Here is a 17,513-nt window from a genome sequence, read left to right on the forward strand (position 1 = left end):
TCCGATGCGCTCCGGCAGGTTGCGGGGCGTATGGCAGGCCTCAATGGGCGATCCCGCGCACGAGATAGGGATCATCTTCTGATGGATATTAGCTGGAATCACTCCCCCTTCGGTGCGTCGCAGCCATTCCGACCCAACAGCAGAAGCAGGGCGGCACCCAAAACGACCGTCACGCCGCAGAGCGACAGGAACGGAGCAAATCCTCCCCCTCCGCGAAGCATCAGGCTCAGAATAATGGCCCCCAATGAAGCAGCCCCGGCAATAATCGCGGTCATCATGCCCATCACGGTACCGTAGACTTCGACACCAAAGGCCCGCGCAACAAGATAGCTGATCAGATCACCTTCCGCACCAATGGTAAGGCCGATAAGAACAACGGAAAGGACTATGAACGGGCTCGAGACAACAGAAGAAGCCATGAGGAAGAGACCGACCGACGAAAGTGCCATGAAACAGCAGGCAACCAGATGCGAAGGCAGCCTATCCAGTGCCAGTCCGCACACAAACCTCCCTGCCAGCGTCCCCATCGCAAAGCTCGAGATCATGATGGCTATGCCCTCCGGCCGCACCCCTTTGTCGAGCAGCATCAGATTTAGCTGGGTCAAGGCAATGATCTGGGGAAGATTGCACAGGAGCATTGCCGAAGCGAGAATCCAGAACGATCGGTTTCGGAAGATCGCTCGATAATCGTCACGTGCAACGCGCGTGGTTCGCCCCAGTGCCCCTGGCGGTCCTTCGCGCGGCATGAGGAGGAGCGCTGCAACGCCCAGCACACCAGAGAAGGTCGCGACAAGGAGATAGCCCGGCCGCCATCCGTAAGCCTCTACGAATTCGTTTAACAAAGGAGCCGCGATCACGCCCATTGCTGCCGGCCCGGATGCGACGATCGCCAGCGCGACCCCGCGTGCGTGAACGACATGGCGCACCACAACGCGGCTATATACTGTGGCGGTCGTCGTGATGCAGATAAGTCCCATTGCCAGGAAAATCGCGATGTAGACGCGGATATCGCCGTTCATCCGGCTCAGAAGCGTATATCCAATCGGGCAGGCGACGACACCGACAAGAGCGGTGCGCTTCACTCCGGCGACGTCGGTCAGACGACCGATGACGGGAAATACCAGCACGCACACCAATGTGAGGCTGCTGACGGCGGCAAATTCTGCCTTCGACCACCCGAACTCACGCAGCAGGTGAGGCGCCATGATGCTCGTCACATAGCTTATGATGGAGTATCCCGAACTCAAGCCAATGACCGCGGCAAGCAACGGTCGCCATTGCTCACGCAGCTCGCGTACATAAGCTGGCATCGTTCTCTCCGATCGATTATTGCGCGACACTTTGATGCGCTTCGAAAGGAGTGGTCATTCATAATGCCCGACGCATCAAGGGTGCGACACATCATCCGCGCGATATTACCAGGCTCGGGACTCACTAATCAGAGCCAGAAGAGGACAGTTGCAGCCAAAGCGAGTGCGGAAAAGTAGACGGGGGGCAGCGATCGTATCGTGTGGCGACGCGACGCCAGTCCTTCTGGCCGCCGAACATGATCTCGATACGGTTGCGGCGCTTGTCGTGTTTGACGGACATGGAGCGGGATTTGCGGCCGGGAATACAAGGCTTGACCCTTTTGCTCGAGCGCATCCCGGAACCATTCAGCGTCATAGCCTCGATCAGCCGGCATCCACTGGGCCTTGGGCAGATCATCGAGCAGGGTCGCCGCCCCGGTGAAATCGCTAATCTGGCCTGCCGTGATGAAGAAGCTCAATGGGCGGCCGTTGGCATCCGTGACAGCGTGAAGCTTGGTGTTCATGCCGCCCTTGGTCCGTCCGATCAGGCGCCCAAGGTCCCCTTTTTTACCCCAAGGCTGGAAGCCGCGCGGTGTGCCTTGAGGTAGGTCGCATCGATCATGACGGTCTGGAGTTCAGCGCGTTGGGCTGACAGGCCTTCCATCATTCGGGTGAATACGTCCATTTCGCCCCAACGTTTCCAGAGATTATACAATGTCTTGTGAAGCCCGTATTCGCAGCCCGTTGCGGTTGACGAAGATGATCCCGCTCAGCCCCCGGCGATCATCCACCCGTGGCTTGCCGTGGCCATGACGGCATCCTGACACTTATCGTCGCACTGCTCGCTGGCAGAACGATGAAGTGCCTGGAACGCCGCGCGGCAGATCGACGGGCTTCCCTGCGGCTCGAAACCACCAATGCGTATCACACCCATCGTTCGACCGCCGAACTGAGCCGTAAACGAGCGCCCCGCATTGGCCGCTTGCCGTTAGCTTAGCCGACCAACCCTCGCCCTGTGTAGAGCAGGACAGTCACGATCAGAGCCGCCAGCAAGGCCAACCGGCCAATGCGGCCCAGGCGCGCGCCGGAAATGCGCCAGGGCAGCGCGGCACCGGCAATCGTGACAAAAGTAAGCGCAAGCCAGGCGGCAACCAGCGGAGCGGTCGGCATGAGGAAGGCGAGGATCGCGGTGAGCGCCAAAACCAGCGGCTGCCCCCAGCAAACGGCGGCCCAAATGCGTTCCCACTGCGGCGCGGGCCTTCCGCGGTCGCGGCGCCGGGCAAGCCAGATCGTGACCCCGCTCGACGTGACGACGCAGAGCGCCAGACCGAGCAGGCCATAGGCGATCCGCACCGGCAAGCCGCCGTACCACCCGAAATGAATCTGGCCGATGCCGCCAAGTACACGGGTTCCGACGACGAGGTCCTTGGGGTGCTCCTCGTGGATCAGTTTGCCTTGGGCATCGAACTGCACTTCGTCTTGCGGAACCAGCAGTCTTGCCTGGCGTCCGTGGACCGCGATGCGCATGTCGGCGCGGCCGGGGCGTTCGACCATGATGCTGTCCGGCGTCGTTCCCGGCATGCGGGCGCGGGCCTGGGCCATGAGGGCGGCGAGGTCCGGCATCGGCACCACGCGGGCATCGACCGGCGGGGGCGGATCGAGGAACAGGGCGTAGACCTTCTCCATCTCGCCGCGATAGAGCAGCAGCGCGAGCACGGCGACGATCAATGTGCTCAGGCCCAGCAGTGCGCCGGTCAGTGCCAGCGTGAAGTGGAACGGCAGCGCCCAGATGCCCAGACGATTGTGCAGATCAGCCTCCTGCAACCGGCGCGATCCGCCAAGGCGCAAGTGGAAGGCATCGCGCACCACACGGGGATGGGCAAGAATTCCCGAGACCAGCGAAGACAGCAAGGCAACGCCGGTCAGGCCGACGATGAAGCCGCCCCAGCTTCGCGGCAGGTGCAGGCAGATGTGCAGGGTGATCAGGAATTCGGTCCAGACCGCGTCCAGCAAGGACAGCCTACCGTCCTCCGCGACCGCCCAGTTCCGCTCGAAATCGGGCTTGAAGGCGACCAGCGTCGCGCCTTCCCGGGCGGGGCCGGGCATCGTCAGGTAGAGCGAGGCGTCGGCCGGAACCTGCCTTGCCGCTTCCGTCAGCGCGCGGGCTGCGGCTTCGTTCGACACTTGCCTGGCTATCGGCGTACCCGAGACTTCCAGGCGCTGAAGGTCGGGCGCGAAGACGGCGATCGTCCCGGTCAGGCAGACAAGATAGATCACGGCGGCAAAGGCCAATCCCAGCACCGAATGGCTGCTCAGCACCGAGCGCACGGTTTCGGGCGAAATCGGCCATCGCCACTGTTTCTTGCGGGTATTGCTCATGCCCTGCCTCCCAGAACGGCGCCGCCCAGGAAGGCGAGACCGAACCCGACCAGGCTGGTTCCCACCAGCACCGCGGTTGCCCGCAACAGGCGGCGGTCGGCCAGCGTCCATGTCATCGCCAGCCCCCAGAGCACCGGCATCAGCAGGCCTCCGGTCACGATCCGGGTGCGCGGATCGCCCGGCATGTAGACGGTCACGCAGAAGGCAACCGCCATGGCCGCCGTCATGCCGAGCGGCCCTGCCAGCAGCGTGCGCAAGACGCCGCGCCAGAAGCGGCCGGGTTCCTCCAGCGGTTCCGGCGCGGCTTCGGTTTCACGGGTCCGTCCGGCCTTGCGGCGCACCCGCCCCTGCCAGATCACGCAAAGCGCGCCGATCCCTTCCATGACGAGTGCCAGGGCCGGTCCTTTCACCGGACCGATCAGCCAGGCGGCACCGGCCGCAAGGCCGATCAGGATGGCCCATCCCCCCGCGAGCGGCACCGGCGCCGCGCCATCGCGCTTTCGCCACGACGCGCGCAGCAGGACGGCGCCCAGCGCGCCGCCTGCCAGAAGCGCGAGAACGGGTAGCCAAATCACCAGTGCACTCCGGCGCCGATGCCGAAGGTCTGCGGATCGCCGAGGATCGCCTGATGGATTGCGGCATATTCGTACTGCTTGTACTTCTCGTCGAAGAGATTGCGTACGAACGCGAAGATCTGCCAGTTCCCGGTCTCGTAGCCCAGCTTGCCGTTGACGACGGTGCGGGCCGAAACCTTGAACTGCCCCTGATCCTGCCCGACCCCGGTGAATACCGAGGTGCGGTAGTTGGCATTGAGGTTCGCCGTAAAGCCGCCACCGAAATTCGCGTTCACGCCGCCCGCCAATGTCCAGCGCGGAGCATAGGGGAACTGCGTGCCCTTGAGGTCGACCGTACTGGTCGCGCCCGCAGGCAGGTCGAAATCGTCGAACTTGGTGCGGACGTGTCCGACCGAAGCGTAGAGATCGATACCCTGCGCGACTTTCGCATTCGCCTCCACTTCGAAGCCATAGAGGTGCGAACCGGCCGCATTGACGGTGTTGTAGTCGTAAGAGTTGAGGCCGAAATAGGCGGTGACCTGCTGGTCCTTCCACTTCATGTAGAAGACATTGGCATTGACCACCAGCTTGCCGCCCAGCCACTTGGAACGCAGCGAGCCCTCGTAGTTCCAGCTATATTCGGGATCGTAAGCCACCAGTTCGGCGCGGGCCGGGTTCTGGCTCGATCCGCCCGAGCGGTAGGCGCGCTGCACGGTGAAGGCGGTGGTGAGGTCCGGTGTCCAGTCCATGCTCACGCCCACCTTGGGCAGGAAGGCGTTGAACGTGCGGCTGTTCGACGCCAGCGGCGAGGACGCATCGTCGACAAGCCCGAGCACGCCCTGATTGATAAGCCCGATGATCGGGGCATAAGCCGTGCCGAGGAAGTTCACGGCCGGCAGAGTGCCGTTGAAGGTCGCCACGGTCTCGGCGGCATAACGGTTGCGTTCGTGGTCGAAGCGGAAGCCGCCGATCAGGGTGAGCTGGTCGGTGACCTTGAAGCGCGCGTCCCCGAACAGCGCCATCGTCTCCACCTTCTCCGGCTGCTCGGCATGATAGAGCACCGGGATCACCGGAAGCTGCCCGGCATAGGCATTGGCGATGGTCTGCGCCTGCACCGCGCTGGCACCATTAGCCTGGAGCAGCCCGGCGATCGTCGATGTGGGCGTTGCGATATTGACGCGGCTGTTCTGCTCAAGCTCGCCGGTGCGGCGGTAGTACCAGGCCCCCAGCAGCCCGCTCAGTCGCTCGCTTTCGTAGTTGAGGCGGAGTTCCTGCGTCAGCGTCTTGTAGAAGTAGCGATTGTCGATCGCCTGGATGTCTTCGGGGGTGCCGTCGGTATCGATCACCGAGTGGACCGTCGAGCGGTTCCACGAGCTGACGCTCGACAGCTTGAGCTGGTCGGACAGGGGATAGCTCAGTTTGAAGACGGCGATATCGCTGTCGATCTTGCCACGGCTGGGCTGGTCGCCGGTCGAGATGCGGTGATCGTAGAAGTCCGGCACGTCGGTGCGGGCATATTCGTAGAGATAACCGCCGTCGCGCCGCACGCGGTTGTAGCTGGCGACGGCTTCGAGGCCGGGCAGCGCGCTCGGCGTCCACAGCACCTTGCCCCGCAAGTTGAGTGACTTCAACGCGTCGTCGTGGCCGCCGCGCGTCACGTTGCGGATGATGCCGCGGTCGGCACGGCGCTCGGCCGCGAGACGAATTCCGAGTTCGTCGGCGACGATCGGCCCGCCCACGGCGGCCGAGAAGGTGCGGTCATTATGCTCGGTCCAGAGCACACGGGCATCGCCGGTCCAGCGGGTGAGCGAAGGGTCCTTGGTGGTGATGACGATACCGCCCGCCAGCGCGTTGAGGCCCTGAATGGTCGACTGCGGTCCGCGCAGCACTTCCACCTGCTGGACGTCCCACATGTCGGTGGGGCCGCCGTAGAGCGCCGACTTGGGGATCGGCGCACCGTCGACATAGACGCTCGCCGCATCGGCCTGTCCACCGGCGCCGACGCCGGAGTTGCTCACCCCGCGAATGGTGAAGCCCGAGGAACCGTACATCTCGGAAAGGTTCGCGGTGCGGTTGTAGACGTCCTGGATCGAGATCAGGGTTTCCCGCTCGATCTTTTCGGACGTGGTGACGGCAATGCTGGTCGGCGTCTGCTGCAAGGTGCGCGTCGACTTTTCGCCGGTGACGATGATGTCGCCGGGCGCTGCATTCTCCTCAACGCCAGGCACAGCCTGCGCGTAAGCGGGAACGGCGAGCGCCGCCAAGGCAGCACCCGAAAACAGAGCGGAAAAACGGATCAATGGAACCCCCCTTTGGATTTCCACAGGCTGCTAATATTGGCAATATTGCGAGTCAATAGCATTGCGAGTGTCTTGCGATCTTGCCATGCAGGAGGTCGTTCCAGACGCGCAGCATCGCTGCCACCCTCAGGTTCGAGTGGATCGGGCCCAAGTCCTGCAAGGCGTGCTGGCGGGCGTGGCTATCATAGTGGTCGCCGTACTGATCTCGGCGTTGACTCTCAGCGCGTATGGCTGGGGCCTATTCGTCGCGACACCCTTTGTGGTCGGCATGACGACTGGGTACATCGTGAACCGTCGCGTCCCGCAGACCGGGGCGCGGACCATGGCGCATGTTCTCGCGGCCGGAGCCTTGGGCGGGCTTGCATTGCTTATGTTCGCCCTGGAGGGCTTCATGTGCATCGTCCTGGTCGCACCGCTCGGTCTGGCTGCCGCGGCGCTTGGCGGCACCTTCGGCCGGGCCATCGCCTTGTTCGGACACGATGGCAGCAGGCCGCTAATGTCCGTCGCAGTGCTTCCCGTCCTGTTCGCGCTGGAAGCGAGCATGCCGCCCGCGATTTCCATCAACACGATCGAGAGCATCGAAATCGCCGCCTCGCCGGACGCGGTGTGGCGGGCGATCACCAGCGAAGCACCTATCGGGTTATCGCCGGGGCTTCCCGGACTTGCGGGGTTGGCCTACCCTGTCCGCAGTAGCCTCAAGGGCGAAGGCGTGGGTGCTACGCGCCTGGGTGTATTCTAGACCGGAACCGCGGTGGAACGTGTGACCGAATGGAAGCCTGGCCGCGTGCTGGCCTTCACCGTCCTTTCGCAGCCCCCGGCGATGGAAGAAATGAGCCCCTATCGCCATCTTCATACCCCGCACCTGACCGGGTATGTCGTCACCGGCGACACAAGATATATGCTCTCGCCCCTGCGCAATGGCGGCACGAAGCTTACGCTGCAGGCACAGACCGTGTTGCGCATCGACCCGATCGCCTATTGGGAGCCGATCGCGCGTCTCGCCTTCCATTTGAACGTTCGTCGGGTGCTCGAGAGCGCCAAGATGCAGGTCGAGGGGTTACGCATTGAATGAAAGAGCCGACGCTTTCAGCAAGGCGATTGACGCCCGCCCTATTGGACTGATCCGCATCCTGGGCTAGGCAATGGGGATGCGGGGGTTGAACATTGCTATTGCCGGCTGTGGGCCGTGCGGGCTGGCGGCGGCGCTGTTGCTTCACCGTGCAGGGCATCACGTTACCATGTTCGAGCGGTTCGAGACGCCCCAGCCTATCGGTTCCGGACTGATGATCCAGCCCACCGGGATGGCGGTCCTCTCCAAGCTCGGCTTGCTCGATGCGGTGCTGACTCGGGGCGCGCGCGTCGATCGGTTGTTCGGGATGGCGGGCAAGCGGGTCGTGCTCGATGTACATTACGCTGCGCTGAGCCGTCCCGACACGTTCGGCATCGGCATACATCGTGCCAGCTTGTTCGCAGTCTTGCACGAGGCCGTCCTGCGATCGGGCATTCCCCTCCACTCCGGGCGCGCCTTGGCCGGGAGTGCGCTACTGGGGAACAAACGCGCGTTGCGCTTTGCCGATGGACAGACGAGCGACCCTTACGATCTCGTGGTGGACGCGCTGGGTACGCGCACGCCGCTCGCCCCGCCGACGGGCCGGGAACTGGCCTATGGGGCGCTGTGGGCCAGCCTCGACTGGCCCGAGGGTGCCGGCTTCGATCCCCATGCCCTTGCGCAGCGCTACGACCGGGCGAGCATCATGGCGGGTGTCCTGCCCATCGGGACGCCGCCGGGCGCGACCGTGCCCAAGGCGGCTTTCTTCTGGTCGATCCGGGCGGATCGGCTGGACGACTGGCGCGAGGCCGGACTGCCCGCCTGGAAAGTGCGGGTCGCCGCGCTCTGGCCGGATTGTGCAGTGCTGCTCGACCAGATCACCGATCCGAGCCAGTTGACCTTCGCTCGCTATGCGCATCGCACCTTGTCCTCGCGGGCCGAACCGGCGCTGGTCCATATCGGCGATGCGTGGCATTCCGCCAGTCCGCAGCTGGGGCAAGGCGCCAATATGGCCCTGCTCGACGCCTGGGCGCTGTCCCGCGGCCTGGACTGTGCGGACAGTGTCGACGAAGGGGTTCGGCACGGCATCCGTCTGCGCCGCCGTCACGTTCTGACCTATCAGTGGCTCACAGCGCTGTTCACCCCCGTCTATCAATCCGACAGCCGCCTGCTGCCGTTGATCCGCGACCGTCTTGTCGGTCCGCTGTCGAAGCTATGGCCGGCCACCGTCATACAGGCATCGATGGTGAGTGGGCTGGTGGGCAATCCGCTGCAACCGCTGGGGCTGGAGGATGACCGTCAGATGGCTCGGCCCGCCGTGGAAGCGGCATGACCGTCCCATCGGTCGGCGACGACCACCCGGTCATCGTATTCGACGCGCTGTGCGTGCTCTGCTCCGCCAATGCCACTTTCGTGCTGCGGCACGACCGGAGCGGGCGTTTCCGGTTGGCTTCGATGCAGGGTGAGGTCGGCGCTGCGCTCTACCGCCGGTTCGGGATCGACCCTGCCAATCCAGAAACTCTGATCCTGGTCGAAGGCGATAGATCCTTGCGCAACAGCGATGCGGTGCTGGCCATATGGGCAGGCCTCGATCGTCCGTGGAACGCTCTGGCGATGCTGCGGATCGTGCCGCGCTGGGTGCGTGATCCGATCTATCGCTGGGTCGCACGCCATCGCTATCGGCTCTTCGGGCAAAGGTCGGAGTGCTGGGTGCCGACGCCCGAGCAAGCCGGCCGCATCCTGTGACCCGCATCCTGCTCCTTGGCGGCTATGGTGGCTTCGGTGGACGCATTGCGCGGCGCCTTGCCGCGGCAGGGCATGACGTGCTGGTCGCGGGCAGGTCCCTCGACAAGGCGCGAGCTTTTTGCGGGGAAACGCCCGGTCTCTTCCCGTTGGCGTTGGACCGAAGCCGGATCGCCGAGGCCCTGGAGCAGCACCGGCCTGCCATGGTGGTGGATGCATCGGGCCCGTTCCAGGCGATGGATCATGCCATTCCCAAGGCCTGCATCGCCGCTCGGGTCCATTATATCGACATCGCCGACAGCCGCGATTTCGTATGCGGTATCGCGGCGCTCGATGCAGCGGCGAAAGACGCTGGTGTCGTCGTTCTCTCCGGCGCATCGAGCGTGCCGGCCCTGTCGGGCGCGGCCGTGCGGTATCTCGCGGAAGGCATGGACCAGGTCCGCGCGGTCGAAATGGCGATCAGCGCGTCGAACAAGGCAGCGGCAGGCCCGGCCGTATCGGCGGCGATATTGGGCCAGGTCGGCCAGCCCCTGCGCCTGTGGCGGGGGCAGCGCTGGATGCAGGCCTTCGGATGGCAGGAAATGCATTCCGCCCGGTTCGAATGCGCGGAGGTCGAGGTGATCGCCGGGCGCAGCGTTGCACTACTCGACGTGCCCGACCTTGCCCTTCTGCCCGAGAGGCTGGCAGGCCGCCCCGCCGTCGCGTTTCGCGCGGGCACGGAACTGGGGTTTCAGAATTGGGCGCTCTGGTTCGCAAGCTGGCTGGTGCGCACGCGCATCGCCGCGTCTCTTGCGCCGCTCGCGCGCATCCTCAACCCGCTCCAGGCGCTGACCCGTTCGTTCGGCAGCGATCGCTCCGCCATGATTGTGCGGCTGTTCGGCGATGCGGCCGGACGACGAGTGGAGCGGCGATGGACACTGATTGCGGAACGGGGGGATGGGCCGGAAACACCGACCTTGTCCGTCGCGCCGATCGTCGCGCGCATCCTGTCGGGCGAGGAGATGGCGGGCGCGCGGGACGCCGGAGAGGCGCTGACGCTCGACGACTATGCCGATGCCTTCGGGAAGCTGGCCATCCATTACTGCACGCGGGAGCTGGCCGCATCGGCCTCTTTGTACGAACGGGTGATGGGCGACCGCTTTGCACAACTGCCGCCGGAACTCCGCGCGATCCACGATGTGCACCGCGATGCCGGCGCGACGGGAGAAGCGCAGGTAACGGGAGCCGCGAACCCCATCGCCGCTTTCATCGCCCGGATCGTGGGCTTCCCCAAGCCCGGCCACCATCGCCTTCACGTCCATTTTCGGGAGAGCGGCCGGCACGAAACTTGGACACGCGATTTCAATGGACAGCGTTTCCACAGCCACCTCAGCCAGCGCGGTTCCTGGCTTGTCGAACGGTTCGGTCCCCTGCGTTTTGCCTTTGACCTTCCCAGTGATGCTCAGGGATTGAGCATGGTGATACAGCGGTGGTGGATTGGCCCGCTGCGATTACCGAAATTCATGGCTCCGCGTTCGACCGCGAAGGAATGGAGCGAAGACGGGCGTTTTCATTTCGACGTCCCCATCGCGCTGCCGGTGATAGGACGACTGGTCCATTATCGCGGATGGCTGGAGAAAGCGTAGAGGACGAGATAATCCAGTCCGCCAATTTCCATTTCGACCCTTCCCGGTCGTTCAATGGGCAATTGCCGGTCCCTAGGTGCGAGCCGGCAGCTATTCCGGCGGGTCTCGACCCAATGTCGGACATTCAAAGCTTCAGGCACCCAACGGCGGTTTGTTACAGAAACCGCCGTTGGGCATGTTCTTCTGCACGGTGGCTGGCTTATTGACCAGCCTGCCCGAACCAATGAACGGCGGTCGTGCCGCCATCGACCAGGAAGTCGCTGCCCGTGATGAACGCACCGTCCGCCCCCATGAGCAGGGCTGCAACGTTGGCGATCTCGTCGGGCGTCGCGGCGCGGCCGGCGATCGAGCTTTCGATCATCTTGCGATAGCCCTCCCCGCGCGGCCCGGTCAGTTCGTCATTGGCGAGCGGTGTGATGACGATGCCGGGGCTGATGGCGTTGATACGCGCGCCGCGACGGCCCCAGCGCACTGCTTCCGCCTGTACCCGCAAGCCGTTCCCGCGCTTGGATAGCTGGTAAGCGTGGAGCGTGTCCTTGACCTCCCCAGGCTGCAGGAACGGCAGCGCCAGCAGTTCGTCGACCGCCTTGGTGGCCAGTTGCCCGCTTTGCTCCACGGTCAGCGGACCCATCCGGTGACCGGACTGGGAGGAAATGACAATCCCGGCGCCACCCTTGGCGATGACCTTGCCAAACTCTTCGAGCAGCAAGGCCGTACCATAGAGATCGACCTTCAGGATCGCCTCTATCGGTGCTTGCGAGGGTGAGACCCCCGCCGCTTGGATCAGGCCGCTGACATCGCCCAGCGAGGTCGCCGTGGCGACCAGCGCTTCCACGGACTCGCGCGACGAGATATCGACGCTGGTTGTCCGGGCGTCATAGCCCGCATCACGCAGCACCTTGGCGGCAATCTCGGCATTCTCTGACCGCATATCGGCAAGCAGTACGATCTTGCCCGCGCTGATCCGCCTGGCGATGGCCTGCCCGATCGAGCCTGCCCCGACGACGACGATGACTTCACTCATCAGCTTTGCTCCTTCTCGGGCGTATCAGCGCCAACAAGGGCCATATTGGCCGCGGTGTAACGGTCGCCCTCCACCTCCAGGCCGGCTAGGGCATCCGTGATCTCGGCCTTGTCGGCATCGGTCAGGGTCACGTCAGCCGCGCCGAGATTTTCCTCCAGCCGGTGCAGTTTGGTCGTTCCGGGGATGGGTACGATGTAATCGCGCTGGACGAGCAACCAGGCGAGCGCGATCTGCGCCGGCGTCGCGTCCTTTTCCGCGGCGATGCGTCTGAGCAGGTCGACGAAGGCCTCGTTCTTGGCCAACGCCTCGGGCTGGAATCGCGGGGTGCTTGCGCGGAAATCGCCCTTTTCCAGTTTGGTGGCCGCGCTTATCGCTCCGGTCAGGAATCCCTTGCCGAGTGGGCTGTAAGGCACGAAGCCGATGCCGAGTTCGTCACAGGCCGCGAGAATGCCGTTCGTCTCCGGCGCGCGCCACCACAGCGAATATTCGTTCTGGACAGCGCTGACGGGCTGCACGGCATGGGCGCGGCGCAGCGTCTTGGCACTTGGTTCGGAAAGGCCGAAGGCCTTCGCCTTGCCTTCCTGAATAAGGTCGCGCACGACGCCGGCGACATCCTCGATCGGCACGGTGGGGTCCACGCGATGCTGATAGATGAGGTCGATCGTCTCAATCCCAAGCCGCTTGAGCGAACGCTCCACATGGCCGCGTATATTCTCTGGGCGGCTGGACACGCCGCGATTTTCGGACGTTTGCGGGTCGATGTCGAAGCCGAACTTGGTGGCGATAACGACCTGGTCGCGGATCGGGCGCAGCGCCTCACCAACCATTTCCTCGTTGGTGAAGGGGCCATAGATTTCGGCGGTGTCGAAGAAGGTCACGCCGCGGTCCGCGGCTTGACGGATGAGTGTGATGCCCTCCTCGCGGGTCAGGCGGTGACCATAGCTGAAGTCGAGGCCCATGCAGCCGAAGCCTAGTTCGCTCACGGCCAGCGGGCCAAGCATACGATTTTTCATGATCGTTCCTTTCACGATGCTGATTTGTTGCCATGAACGCCAAGGCTTTCGCCGACGCCGAAACCAGGTTCCTTCACAAGACGCACGATCAGATCACCGATACTCGTGCGAGAGACAGTGGGTTTGGCGAAGGCCTCCCCTTTTCGCGTCATGCCGTACGCGATTACATCGTCGTCATTGAGCCAAGCCGGGCGGATGACGGTGAAGTCAAGACCTGAATTTTCGACGATTGCCGCGCTGTCGCGATAGGGGTCGAGGATGCTTCGGTAGCGTTCGCCGGGCACCTCGCCATAGATGCCCATCGAACTGATGAAGATGAGCCGGCGCACGCCCGCCTTCTTCATGGCCATCACGATTGCCCGCGCTTGACGCGCCATGTCGCCAGACAGGTTGGCATAGACGATATCCTGACCGGCCATGGCCGTTTCGAGAGCCGATTCATCGGTCGCATCCGCTTCGACAAGACGGACACGCGGGTTCGACGCGAGGGCTTCCAGCCGCCGTGCGCGACGAAGACAGAGGGGCAGCGTCGCATCGGTTCGTTCAAGCAGAAGCCGGGTGGCGACACGCGCAATCTGCCCGTGCGCGCCGATGATCAAGATGTGGGCCATGGCGTGACGCTCAAAGATATTGTTCCTGCCCGGTCCCGCGTCCACCCTGGATCGGGATCGAGTCCGCCGCATGGGTCAATCGGTCGAGTTCCGCGCCCGTCAACTCGACATCGGCGGAGGCGATATTCTCTTCCAGCCGGTGCAGTTTGGTGGTGCCGGGGATCGGCACGATCGCTGGATCCTGGGCCAGGAGCCAGGCGAGAGCGATCTGAGCCGGGGTCACCCCTTTGGCATCCGCAACCTCGGCCACAACATCGACCAGCGCCTGGTTCGCATCCATCGCTTCCGGTGCGAAGCGCGGGAACCAGGACCGAACATCGCTTTTGTCAAAGCGCTGACCGGACTTGACAGTGCCCGTCAGGAAACCCTGGCCGAGCGGGCTCCAGGGCACGAAGCCGATACCGAGTTCGCGGCAGGTCGGCAGCACTTCCGCCTCCGGGTCACGCGCCCACAGCGAATATTCGCTCTGCAGGGCCGCCACGGGCTGCACCGCATGGGCGCGGCGGATCGTGTCGGCGCCAGCCTCCGACAGACCGAAATGCTTGACCTTGCCTTCCGCGATCAGATCCCGGACGGTGCCGGCCACATCCTCCATGGGCGTCGCGGGATCGACGCGATGCTGGTAGAGCAGATCAATCACGTCGGTACGCAGCCGCTTCAGAGAAGCCTCGACGACTTTGCGGATGTGCGCGGGCTTGCTGGTGAAGCCGTGGCGTTCGTGCGACGCGGGATCGATGTCGAAACCGAATTTGGTGGCGATCACGACCTTGTCACGGACGGGGGCCAGCCCTTCGCCGACCAGTTCCTCATTGACGAAGGGCCCATAGACTTCGGCGGTGTCGAAGAAAGTGACGCCCCGATCCACGGCATCGCGCAGCAGTCGGATCATGTCGCCCTTATCGCGCGGCGCGCCGTAATTTGCGCTCATGCCCATGCAGCCGAGGCCAAGGGCAGAAACGGTGAGATCGCTGTGGCCGAGTTGACGCATTTTCATGCCTGGTTCCTTTCAGTCAGCGGTACGAAAATTGCAGAATGGCAGCGGGAAGACGATCGCCGGTAATCGGGATCGCGGCGACCGCACGCTCTATCCTTTCGAGATCCTGCGCTGTCAGCACGACGTCGGCCGCGCCTGCATTCTCCTGCACGCGGTCAAGACGCCGCGTTCCGGGGATCGGCACGATGAACGGCGCGCGGGCAAGCAGCCAGGCCAGCGCGATCTGGGCCGGGCTTGCCTGCTTATCCACGGCGATCCCGGTGAGCAGATCCACGAGAGCCTGGTTGGCAGTGCGTGCTTCCGGGGTGAAACGCGGCGATCCTGCGCGGAAGTCGCTGCTGTCGATCGGCGTCGACGGATCGATCTTGCCGGTCAGATAGCCCGCACCCAGCGGGCTCCACGGCACGAAACCGATGCCGAGTTCGGCGCAAAGCGGCAGGACCTCTGGCTCCGGCTCGCGCGTCCAGAGCGAATATTCGCTCTGGATCGCGGTCACGGGCTGTATCGCATGCGCCCGGCGGATGGTGCTGGCGGCCGCTTCGGACAGACCGAAATGCCTGACCTTGCCCGCCGCGATCAGATCCTTGACCGTGCCCGCCACGTCCTCGATCGGAACGGCCGGATCGACGCGGTGCTGATAGAGAAGGTCGATGGTTTCGATGCCGAGGCGCTGAAGGCTGGCGTCCACGACCTGGCGCACATGGTCCGGACGGCTGTTGAGGCCCGCCCCTCGCTCGCCAGTCTGCTGGTCGATGTCAAAGCCGAACTTGGTGGCGATCACCACCTCGTCGCGAACCGGGCGGAGAGCTTCGCCCACCAGCTCTTCATTGGTCCAGGGACCATAGGCTTCGGCCGTGTCGAAAAAGGTCACGCCGAGGTCATGTGCGCCCCGGATGACGCGGATCGCTTCGGCGCGATCAGGCGACGCACCATAAGTAGAGGCAAAGCTCATCGTGCCGAAGCCGATTTCGCTGACTGCGAGGCTTCCCAGTTTGCGCTGTTTCATAAAGATTGTACTTCGAGAATGGGGTGGGCAGTTCGCGCGGATCAACCGGGTGTCGGCAGCTTGCCCGCCCGCATCGCGGCGATCACGCCGCCATCGATCAGCAGGTCGCTGCCCGTGATGAAACCTGCGTCGGGACCAAGCAGGAAGCTGGCGGCAATCGCAACTTCCTCAGGGGGCGCCATCCGCTTGGACGGCGAAGCCTCGACCATGGCGCGGTAAATGTCGCCGATCCCCGAGTTCAATTCATGAGCCGCCAGCGGCGTCACGATGATCCCGGGGCTGATCGCATTGACCCGCGCGCCGCGCGCACCCCAGTTCATTGCCTCCGCCTGGACCCGGAGAATGTTGGCGCGCTTCGCCACCATGTAGGCGACGAGCGTGTTGGGGATCGCCTCCGTCCGCAGGCAGGGGAGCGCGAGCAGTTCGTCGGCCGGCGCGTATGCCAACTGCTTCTCGTCCTCTTCGGGGAGCTGGCGCATCATGTGGCCGGCCATGCTGGACACGATCAGGCCGGCACCGCCGCTGGCGATCACCTTGCCGAACTCTTCGAAGACGACGGCCGAGCCATAGAGATCGACATCGAGTATTTTCTCGATCGACGCCATGTTGGGCGAGAGGCCTGCAGTGTTGATGACCTGCATCACCGGTCCCATCGCCGCAGCCGCCTCTGCCAGCGCCTGCACCGAGGCGCGCGAGGTGACATCGACCCGCTGCGACGTCACGTCATAGCTGCCTGCACCGAGTTCGGACGCCGCACGGGCGAGCGTTTCCTCGTTTGCGTCTGCGAGCAGGATGGCCTTGCCGAAGCCCTGGCGGCGGGCGATGGCCTGGCCAATGCCGCCAGCGCCGATCATCACGATCACGTCCTTGCCCATCTTACGATCTCCTAAGCACCTGCGGCATGCCGCCATCATCTGAACCGCAATGTAGACGCTTGCACTTTAAGTGATTAGGCGCTGAATTCTGCATGTGCTTATATCAGGAGCTTATCAATGAGGCGCGACGAGCTCAGCGATCTGGCGGTATTCCTCGCAGTTGCGGAGGCTCGCAGCTTCACGCGCGCCGCAGCGAAGCTTGGCACGTCCCAGTCCGCGATCAGCCAGATCGTCCGGCGCTTGGAAGCGGGGATGGGCCTCAAACTTCTCACGCGCAACACACGCAACGTCGCGCCGACCGAAGCCGGCGAGCAATTGATCGCGACGCTTCGTCCCGCTTTCGATGAAATCGACGCCCGGCTCTCGGCACTGAGTGCGCTGCGCGAACGTCCGGCCGGGACGGTACGGATCACGTCAAGCCGTCACGCGGCGGAGACTATCCTCTGGCCTGCGGTAGGTCGGCTGCTGAAGGCGTATCCCGATGTGGCTGTCGAAATCTCCATCGACAGCCATCTTACCGACATCATCGCCGATCGCTTCGATGCCGGCATACGACTAGGCGAGCAGATAGCCAAGGACATGATCGCGGTGCGCATTGGCCCGGAACTGCGCATGGCCGTGGTCGGCGCTCCCTCCTATTTCGCCGCCAAGGGGCGCCCTCGCACCCCGCATGATCTGACCGCCCATGCCTGCATCAACATCCGCATGCCAACCAAGGGAGGGCTCTATACATGGGAGTTCGGTCGTAACGGTCGAGACCTCAACGTTCGTGTCGAGGGTCCGCTGATCCTCAATGACGTGCCGATGATCCTGACGGCGGCGGCTGAAGGGGTCGGTCTGGCTTGTGTCATGGAGGACCAGGCCGACGCCCTGCTGAAGACAGGCAGGCTTGAACGGGTGCTGGAAGACTGGTGCCCACCCTTCTCGGGCTATCACCTCTACTACCCGGACCGCCGGCAACTACCGCCTGCCTTCACTCTTCTGATCGATGCGCTCCGTTACAAAACCGCAACCCGCTGAATTCCGCGACCGGATCCTGCGTCCGGTTTTGG

Annotated in this window: 18 protein-coding genes; 6 read left to right on the plus strand and 12 right to left on the minus strand. The window is 64.0% G+C overall.

The features are described from left to right. Positions 1-98 precede the first annotated feature (98 nt). The 6 genes from V7066_RS19545 to V7066_RS19570 form a co-directional block, all read right to left on the minus strand. Positions 99-1,310, minus strand: coding sequence for an MFS transporter (locus V7066_RS19545; protein ID WP_334184652.1), 1,212 nt, complete (start codon positions 1,308-1,310; stop codon positions 99-101). Between the two features lie 128 nt (positions 1,311-1,438). After that, complete coding sequence (locus V7066_RS19550) at positions 1,439-1,837, minus strand: transposase (RefSeq protein ID WP_334184696.1); 399 nt, start codon at positions 1,835-1,837, stop codon at positions 1,439-1,441. Beyond that, entirely contained in the window at positions 1,834-1,974 is a 141-nt protein-coding gene (locus V7066_RS19555) for a hypothetical protein (RefSeq protein ID WP_334184653.1), read from the minus strand. The genes V7066_RS19550 and V7066_RS19555 overlap by 4 nt, the downstream gene beginning before the upstream one ends. A 308-nt stretch (positions 1,975-2,282) precedes the next feature. Next, positions 2,283-3,668 carry a PepSY-associated TM helix domain-containing protein gene (locus V7066_RS19560; RefSeq protein WP_334184654.1) on the minus strand — a complete coding sequence of 462 codons (1,386 nt, stop codon included), beginning with the start codon at positions 3,666-3,668 and terminating at the stop codon, positions 2,283-2,285. Further along, positions 3,665-4,246: a hypothetical protein gene (locus tag V7066_RS19565; protein WP_334184697.1), complete on the minus strand. Its 582-nt coding sequence runs from the start codon at positions 4,244-4,246 to the stop codon at positions 3,665-3,667. The genes V7066_RS19560 and V7066_RS19565 overlap by 4 nt, the downstream gene beginning before the upstream one ends. After that, positions 4,240-6,522, minus strand: coding sequence for a TonB-dependent receptor (locus tag V7066_RS19570; protein WP_334184655.1), 2,283 nt, complete (start codon positions 6,520-6,522; stop codon positions 4,240-4,242). The genes V7066_RS19565 and V7066_RS19570 overlap by 7 nt, the downstream gene beginning before the upstream one ends. An 85-nt stretch (positions 6,523-6,607) precedes the next feature. Between V7066_RS19570 and V7066_RS19575 the strand changes: the two genes are divergently transcribed. The 5 genes from V7066_RS19575 (at position 6,608) to V7066_RS19595 (ending at position 10,938) form a co-directional block, all read left to right on the plus strand. Continuing rightward, positions 6,608-7,261: a hypothetical protein gene (locus V7066_RS19575; protein ID WP_334184656.1), complete on the plus strand. Its 654-nt coding sequence runs from the start codon at positions 6,608-6,610 to the stop codon at positions 7,259-7,261. Positions 7,262-7,273: 12 nt separating this feature from the next. Continuing rightward, positions 7,274-7,594, plus strand: coding sequence for a hypothetical protein (locus V7066_RS19580; protein ID WP_334184657.1), 321 nt, complete (start codon positions 7,274-7,276; stop codon positions 7,592-7,594). Between the two features lie 76 nt (positions 7,595-7,670). After that, the gene (locus V7066_RS19585; RefSeq protein ID WP_334184658.1) at positions 7,671-8,903 is read left to right on the plus strand and encodes an FAD-dependent oxidoreductase; all 1,233 of its coding nucleotides are present in this window, start codon (positions 7,671-7,673) and stop codon (positions 8,901-8,903) included. Continuing rightward, the gene (locus tag V7066_RS19590; RefSeq protein ID WP_334184659.1) at positions 8,900-9,316 is read left to right on the plus strand and encodes a thiol-disulfide oxidoreductase DCC family protein; all 417 of its coding nucleotides are present in this window, start codon (positions 8,900-8,902) and stop codon (positions 9,314-9,316) included. The genes V7066_RS19585 and V7066_RS19590 overlap by 4 nt, the downstream gene beginning before the upstream one ends. Further along, positions 9,313-10,938, plus strand: a complete 1,626-nt coding sequence (locus V7066_RS19595) for a DUF4166 domain-containing protein (RefSeq protein ID WP_334184660.1) — start codon at positions 9,313-9,315, stop codon at positions 10,936-10,938. The genes V7066_RS19590 and V7066_RS19595 overlap by 4 nt, the downstream gene beginning before the upstream one ends. 199 nt (positions 10,939-11,137) lie before the next feature. Here V7066_RS19595 and V7066_RS19600 read toward each other — a convergent pair whose 3' ends face one another. The 6 genes from V7066_RS19600 to V7066_RS19625 are packed head-to-tail and all read right to left on the minus strand — an operon-like array spanning position 11,138 to position 16,461. Then, on the minus strand, positions 11,138-11,962 hold the full coding sequence (locus V7066_RS19600) for an SDR family oxidoreductase (protein ID WP_334184661.1): 825 nt from the start codon (positions 11,960-11,962) through the stop codon (positions 11,138-11,140). Beyond that, a complete protein-coding gene (locus tag V7066_RS19605; protein WP_334184698.1) occupies positions 11,962-12,975 on the minus strand; it encodes an aldo/keto reductase in 1,014 nt (337 codons plus the stop codon). Before V7066_RS19605 ends, V7066_RS19600 begins: the two co-directional genes overlap by 1 nt. 11 nt (positions 12,976-12,986) lie before the next feature. Then, on the minus strand, positions 12,987-13,586 hold the full coding sequence (locus tag V7066_RS19610) for an NAD(P)H-binding protein (RefSeq protein ID WP_334184662.1): 600 nt from the start codon (positions 13,584-13,586) through the stop codon (positions 12,987-12,989). Positions 13,587-13,596: 10 nt separating this feature from the next. Beyond that, on the minus strand, positions 13,597-14,580 hold the full coding sequence (locus V7066_RS19615; RefSeq protein WP_334184663.1) for an aldo/keto reductase: 984 nt from the start codon (positions 14,578-14,580) through the stop codon (positions 13,597-13,599). Positions 14,581-14,596: 16 nt separating this feature from the next. After that, the gene (locus tag V7066_RS19620; protein ID WP_334184664.1) at positions 14,597-15,586 is read right to left on the minus strand and encodes an aldo/keto reductase; all 990 of its coding nucleotides are present in this window, start codon (positions 15,584-15,586) and stop codon (positions 14,597-14,599) included. Between the two features lie 41 nt (positions 15,587-15,627). Beyond that, positions 15,628-16,461 carry an SDR family oxidoreductase gene (locus V7066_RS19625; RefSeq protein ID WP_334184665.1) on the minus strand — a complete coding sequence of 278 codons (834 nt, stop codon included), beginning with the start codon at positions 16,459-16,461 and terminating at the stop codon, positions 15,628-15,630. 117 nt (positions 16,462-16,578) lie between these two features. On the opposite strand from V7066_RS19625, the gene V7066_RS19630 reads away from it, so the two are divergent. Continuing rightward, entirely contained in the window at positions 16,579-17,481 is a 903-nt protein-coding gene (locus tag V7066_RS19630) for a LysR family transcriptional regulator (RefSeq protein WP_334184666.1), read from the plus strand. Positions 17,482-17,513 lie beyond the last annotated feature (32 nt).

Origin of the sequence: Novosphingobium sp. (assembly GCF_036820275.1) — a bacterium.
Lineage (GTDB): Bacteria > Pseudomonadota > Alphaproteobacteria > Sphingomonadales > Sphingomonadaceae > Novosphingobium.